Below are 7,049 nucleotides of genomic sequence, written 5' to 3'. Positions count from 1 at the left end.
GCGCCGGATGCGGCGGGCATGTTGCGGCCGGAACGGCATAGGGAGAGCCAGTACCATGAGTCGGAATTGTCGGCTGTTGTGCGGGTTGATCGTATTGGGTCTGCTTGGGGGAATGTTCACGGGCGCGGCGGGGGCAATAGAGGCAAGGGTGCTGCCGGACCCCATACCGCGAATCGCGATTGTCGGCGACAGCTGGGGCATGTTCATGTGGTGGTTCCGCTCGTTCAAGCGAGCCTTGGACGACCTGGGTTATTGCCGGTACACGGAAGTGGCGAACGAATCCGTCGTGGGCGGCGGCAAGACGTTCCAGTTCGTCAATGAGGAACAGTTCCCGCAGGCGACGGTCATCCGCGCGGCGATTTCACAGATGCTGCGGGACTACCCGACCATCGACATCGTGGTCATTTCGCTGGGCGGCAATGACGGGCTCTATGGCACGGAATACGTGCTGCCGGACGACCCGCTGCAAGAGGTGGAGCTGGAATGTCCCGGCCAGCCGGACAACCATAACGAACTGCTGCTTGACAAGATCATCAACCAGGACATGTCGAATGTCATCGACTATATTTTGGCGGTCCGGCCCGATATCCGGATTCTGCTGACGTCGTACGACTACGGCGGCAGCATGAAGCGCAGCGAATGCAGTCTCGAAATCCAGCAAGCCGGGCTGCTGGTCATGGACATCTACAAGCAGCGCCTGGCCGCGACAAAGGGCGACCGCGTCTTCTTCGCGAGCAGCAACGGGCTGATGCAATACACGTACGGCGTGTACGAGTACCAGAATGACGAAGAAAACGACCCCATTCCGGAAACAGGTGTGCAGGTATTGCCGCCGGGATACGTCAAGCCCGGGTTCGACCCGGACGATTACCCGCCGCTGACGCTGGTGGAGCCGGACGATATCTGGACCATTCCCTGGACGCACGGCGGGGATGTCATGATTCTGCCCGGCTTCCCGGACCACTATTCGCCGCTGTTTTCGCTGCTCGACCAGGACATGCACCTGAGCGAAGACGGCTATTACGTGATGGCGCGGCGGCTGGTCGAACGCGTGATCGGCGAATGGCTCGACTATCCGAAGGCGTTCGAGATTCTGCCGCTTGAACTCGCCAAGGGCGAGCAATATCAGTTCCAGGTGACGTTCAGCGAGCCGGTAACCGGCGTGGACGCGGCGGATTTTGAGGTGGCCACGGCAACGGTAGGCCGCAATGGCATCGATATCAGCCAGGCCGCGGTGGTCGACGTGCAGCCCGGCGAAGGCCTGCACGAAGTCTACACGGTTACCGTTGACCTCAACCCGGGCATCAAGGCGTACGGCGTGGCGGAAGACGTGGTTCATATCCATGTGCTCGATAACGACAGCATCCGCGACGGCGAAGGGACGCGCCTGGGCGGCACAAACACGGATGAATGGACAGACAACGGCAAATTCACGTTTTACGGGCCATTTGCGTTCGCGGACTTGGAGAAACCGACGGCGGGCAATTTCGACGAAGTGCTCGCCTATTTCAATATCCTGACGAAGCCCTACCTGCATATGATCAATTATGCCGTGTCGTTTGCGCCGGACAAGCTTGATGTGAACGGCGACATCAGCGCCGTGGTTCAGGCTCTGCTCAATGACGACGAGATCGACGTCAACACCCTCTACATCAAGGGTAATGGCATGCTCGAAAGCTACGAATTCGGGCTGCTCGAACGCTGCTTCAAGGACCCGAGCGTCGACTTGACCGCGCACGGCGGCGTGTCTCACCAGATCGCGGCGGATGCGTGGGCGCACAACCTGGCGCAGATGCAGTTCGACCTGGGCGGCCTGCCCACGCCCGAGCACGACAACATGCTGCTCCGTGTATTCTCGGGGGTCGATTCGATCTTCGCCGCATTTGAGACTCTGGGCGAATACCAGACCACGCTCACCATCGCGTTTGCGTCTGTGGCGCTCCAAATGGAGGAAGTGGGCCAGTTCCTGCCCGGCATCGAGTTCCAATTGATCCATCCGGACAATTACGTGCTGCTGCCGCAGTTTTTCGGCGCCTTCGACGCGAACGGCGACGAAATAATCACTGTGGACGAATACGGCGACGCCGACGGCGATGGGTTCACGAACGCCGAAGAATACCTCTATTTTGAATGCGACGGGAAAGACGGCTTCGTGGACGCAGCGCTGGATTATTGCCTCCGGCCCAAGGCGGTCCATCCCCTGTACGAACAAGGGGAACCTCTGCGCCTCTACGTGCCCGAACTCCTGCATGTCAGCAAGACGACCTACCAATGGTACAAGGACGGCGTGCCTCTCGTGGACGACCTTCGCATTTCCGGCGCGAACAAACGCACGTTGAACATTGCCTCGCTGGAACTCGGCGACACGGGTGAATACACCTGTGTCTACAATGAAAACGCGCCTGACCCGGTGCGCGGCGCGGACATCACCTACGGCCCCGTCTCCATCACTGTCGTCGAGGAAATCCCGGGCGAAGGCGAAGGGGAGTGTGAAGGCGAGGGCGAGGGCGAAGGCGCCGACGGCGAAGGCGAGGGCGATGGCGAGGGCGAAGGCGAAGGCGAAGGCGAAGGCGAAGGCGAAGGCGAAGGTGACGGCGAGGGCGACGGTGAAGGCGAGGGCGAGGGTGAAGGCGAGGGCGAGGGTGAAGATGGCGTCCATTCGGGCGACCAAAATGGCGATTTCCAAATCGTTCTTACCGAACTGCTGCGGCTGATCCAGTTCTACAACTCGGGCGGATTCCACTGTGCGGACGATCCGGGCAGCACGGAAGACGGATACGTCCCGGGCCCCGGCGCGAACCAAAGTTGCGCGCCACATAGCTCCGACTATGACGGCGGCCCAAGTTGGACCATCACCCTGACCGAACTGCTGCGACTCATCCAGTTCTACAACATCGGCGGCTACCGTTACTGCCCCGGCGACGGCACGGAGGACGGATTCTGCCCGGGATTGGCGCACTAAATGCGTAACGTGCGTGACAAGTCGCGGGGAGACGATTCGTTTTCCCGCGCTTTTTCCATATCTTCGTGGGACGGGGTGATTGTTGACAATAGACCCGCGCAGGGGTAGGCTGAACAGGACGTTGGCAGGGACGTGAGGGCAGTGCTCCAGCCGGTCACGTCCGTCCATTGAACCTGATGTGGGGCAATAACAGGATTTCTGGCTGCACAGGGCCTCGTTCTGCGATGGCCGCTTCTGTCCAAGAAGTCGGGGGTACGTACATGTTCGCACATTGTTTCGCGGGGCATGGGAGAGTCTTGTCACTTGTATTCATTCTCGTCTCGGGGCCAGTCTTCGCGTCGGAATGGCGCGCCGCCGGCGCGTCCGGCGAGGACGCCTTTAGGTATGCCGTAACCGAAGGCGAGAATGGGCTTGAAGTCACTTGCATGGTCCAACGCGCGGCGTTATTGGAGGTCTCTAAGGACGCGCAGCCGTTTACGCGCCTCGAAGTGCCGGGGACAGGCGTCTCGGGGGCGCTTGGCCAGCCGGAGTTGCCCGCGTGGCGGCGTCTGGTCGAGGTTCCCGTGAATGCCACCGACGTGCGGGTCGAGATTATCGAGGAGACGGTCGAAGCGCTCGTGCCGCCCAAAGACGCGGCCGCGCCGCCGCTGTTCCCCGTGCAACCGCCGCGCGTCAAGTTGCCCCATGCGCAAGAGGCGCCCCTCGCCTGGGACCGCGCCGTGTACGCCGAGGCCAAGAGCATGCGGCCTGTCCCGGCGGAACTCGAATTCTATGGCACGCAGCGCGGACGGATCCTGTACCTGCTCACGGTGTATCCGATTGACTACGTGCCCGCCGCCAATGCGCTGACGGCGCGCACTTCGCTTGTTCTTGACGTCTTGTGGGACTGCGCCGGTGCCGCGCCGGAGTATCGGGAAGAGCGTTATCGCGCATCTCTTCTTGATTCCGCAATCGATCCGCTCCTGCTGAATCCCGCTGCGCCGTCCGGCAAGGCGTTTACGGCCTTTCCCGCGGGCTACCTGATCATCGCGAATCCCACGTTCGCGGCGAACGCGGTGCTTCAGGCCTTCGCGGATGCAAAAACCGGGCGTGGTTTCGATGTTACGCTGGTGAGCACGGCCGCAACGGGCACGACGACGGCGGCCATCAAGAGCTATGTTCAGACGGCTTATGACACTTGGGACGTTCCGCCGGAGTTCCTGCTCCTGGTCGGCGACACGGATACGATCCCCAATTGGGTCGGCTCAACGGCGGACAGTCCCGCAACGGACCTCTATTACGTGACCGTAGACGGTTCGGAATACAACACGCCGGACCTGGGTTACGGGCGTTTCAGCGTGCGCACGGCGCAACAACTCGCGAATGCCGTCAATAAGACCTCGAATTATGAATGGGTATTCCCCGACAAGGCGGGTGACCTCGCCGAGCCCGCCAAACCTGTGTCCTGGGAGAAATACGCCGCGTTTATGGCGGGCCAGGACAACTATGGTGTGACCGAGGGCACGCATAATTATGTCATCTCCAACTATTTCACGCCGGCCGGATTCACGTCCGACAGAATTTTCATGGTCACCTACGACGGCACGACGCAGCAAGTTCTGGATGCTCTGAACGCGGGCCGCTCGATCATGTGCTATTCGGGGCACGGTTCGGAGACCAGCTGGGCGGATGGCCCGCCGTTTTCCGCCTCCAATGTGGCGGCTTCAACCAACACGGACTACCCGTTCGTGCAGTCGTTCTCCTGCTTGACCGGCGCTTATGACCTGTCGGAGTGCTTCGGCGAAACGTGGCTGCGCGATTCGAACGCCGCGTTTGCCTACATGGGCTCTTCCGTCACGTCCTATTGGAACGAGGACGATGTTCTTGAGAAGGAAATGTTCGAGGGATTCTTCCAGGAGGGCTTGAATTGGACCGGCGGCTCCATGAACCGCGCGAAGGCGGGCCTGTATGCGTACTACGGCAACACCTCGACCATTCAGCGATACTTCGAGATGTACAACATCATGGGCGACCCCGCCGTCAACGTGCGCACGGACACCATTCAGGAGATGGCCATTTCGCATCTCCCGGTCATTCCCGCGGGCGCGCCCAGCTTCTCGGTGACCGTAGATAAGACCGGTGCGGTTGTTGCGGTCGCGCAGGGCGGGGTGTTGCACGGCGTGGCCGTGACGGCCAAGGCCTCGGTCTCCGTGCCGCTGGACCCGCCCCTGACGGCAGGCGAGGCCATACTCACCGTGACCGCGCCCAATTGCTATGCATACCAGGCGATCTTGCCCGTGACCGCAGGCTCCGACGGACTCATTTCGCTTGACCGCGACCTGTACACCTGCCCGGATTCGGTCTCGGTCATGCTCAGCGACGCGGACCTGGACGGCGAGTCCAGCCACGACGTCGTCTTGACATCGGCCGGCGGCGACGAGGAAACGCTGACGCTGACCGCGCAGCCCGCGCCTGGGCTGTTCACGGGCTCGCTGGCCATTGCATGCGCGAAGGCTCAGGAAGACGGCACGCTTCAGGTTGCGCACGGCGACCTCATCGTCGTCACCTATCATGATACGGATACCGGGGGCGGGTCGCCCGCAGACAAGACCGACTCCGCCGCCGTCGACTCCGAAGCCCCCGTCATCAGCGACGTGCAGGTAAGCAACGTTACGCCAACATCGGCCACGGTGACCTTCACCACTGACGAACCGGCCACATCGCGCGTGTCGTGCGGCGAGACCTGCGGCGGACCGTATCCTTTCACCGCCCAAGTGAGCGCGCCTACGACCAGCCACAGCGTGATTCTGGCAGGGTTGGACGCCGGGACCTCCTATTTCTTCGAAGTGGATGCATGGGACAACGCGCAAAACCAGGATAGCGACACCACTTGCTATGCGTTTGAGACAGTCGAAACGCCGGATGAGTGTTCTTCAGCCCTGACCTTGACTCCTGGCGTTGCAGATTCCGGCTCTACCGCCGGCATGACGGGGACGGATGTCACTTCCTGCGCCTATAACGACTACCGGGACCTCTGGTACTCGTATACCGCCCATGTCAACGGTTCCGCACTCATCAGCTTGTGCGGCAGCGGTTATGACACTACCCTTGCGGTATTCAGTTTCTGTGGCGGACCAGAGCTTGCCTGCAACGATGACTCTTGCAGTCTCCAATCGCAGGTGACCATTCCGGTCGCGTTCGGAACCGAATACATGGTGCGCGTATCCGGGTACAACGGCGCCACGGGCAGTTACGTTATCCTGGCTACGGAAACTGGAAGCGAGGGGGAAGGGGAAGGGGAAGGCGAAGGTGAGGGTGAAGGGGAAGGCGAAGGCGAGGGTGAAGGCGAGGGCGAAGGCGAGGGCGAGCCTTGCCCGCAGAATTTCGCGCCGGGCGCGCGCGTCGCCTGCACGGTGGACAACCCCGATAGCAGCACGTGTATCGTGACGGGGACGAAGGGCACGATCATCTGCGCCATCGATCCTGGGACCGGTTATGACTGGCTGGTGCGCTGGGACGGTATTACCTGCGGTCACGACGGGAATTACCAGTACGGCGGCTGCGGTACGGTCCAGCCAGGCACTGGCTGGTATGTTACCGAATCCCAGATTGAGGTCATCTGCGAGCCATGCATCGATCACGGTTCCGGCATGTTCAACCCGGGCGACCGCGTGGTGTCCATCGTGGACAACCCGGACGGTAGCAGCTGCATCATGGCCGGCACGACCGGCACCGTCGTCTGCTACTCCCCCGGCTATCCTGAATGGTTGGTCCAGTGGGACGGCATAGACTGCGGCCATGAAGGTGGTATTTGCGGCAGCACGCCGCCTGGAACTGGTTGGTGGGTGACGGAATGCATGATGTCATTCCTGCCCGGCGGCGAGGGTGAAGGTGAAGGTGAAGGTGAAGGCGAAGGTGAAGGCGAAGGCGAAGGCGAGGGTGAAGGCGAGGGCGAAGGCGAGGGCGAAGGCGAGGGTGAAGGCGAGGGCGAGGGCGAAGGCGAAGGCGAGGGCGAAGGTGAAGGCGAGGGCGAAGGAGAGGGCGAAGGCGAGGGCGAAGGCGAAGGCGAGGGCGAAGGCGAGGGCGAAGGCGAAGGTGAGGGCGAAGG

General features: G+C 61.7%; 2 protein-coding genes. Both read left to right on the top strand.

Features of this window, described 5'->3' with window-relative positions:
• Positions 1 to 55 precede the first annotated feature (55 nt).
• On the top strand, positions 56 to 2,962 hold the full coding sequence (locus KA184_22280) for a hypothetical protein (protein MBP8132318.1): 2,907 nt from the start codon (positions 56 to 58) through the stop codon (positions 2,960 to 2,962).
• Between the two features lie 296 nt (positions 2,963 to 3,258).
• Positions 3,259 to 7,049, top strand: a 3,791-nt coding sequence (locus KA184_22275; protein ID MBP8132317.1) for a hypothetical protein, incomplete at its 3' end; no start/stop codon positions are given.

This window comes from Candidatus Hydrogenedentota bacterium (genome assembly GCA_018005585.1).
Taxonomy (GTDB): Bacteria; Hydrogenedentota; Hydrogenedentia; order Hydrogenedentales; family JAGMZX01; genus JAGMZX01.
Note: the sequence above shows the minus strand (reverse complement) of the source record. Positions and strands in the feature narration are given on the sequence as shown.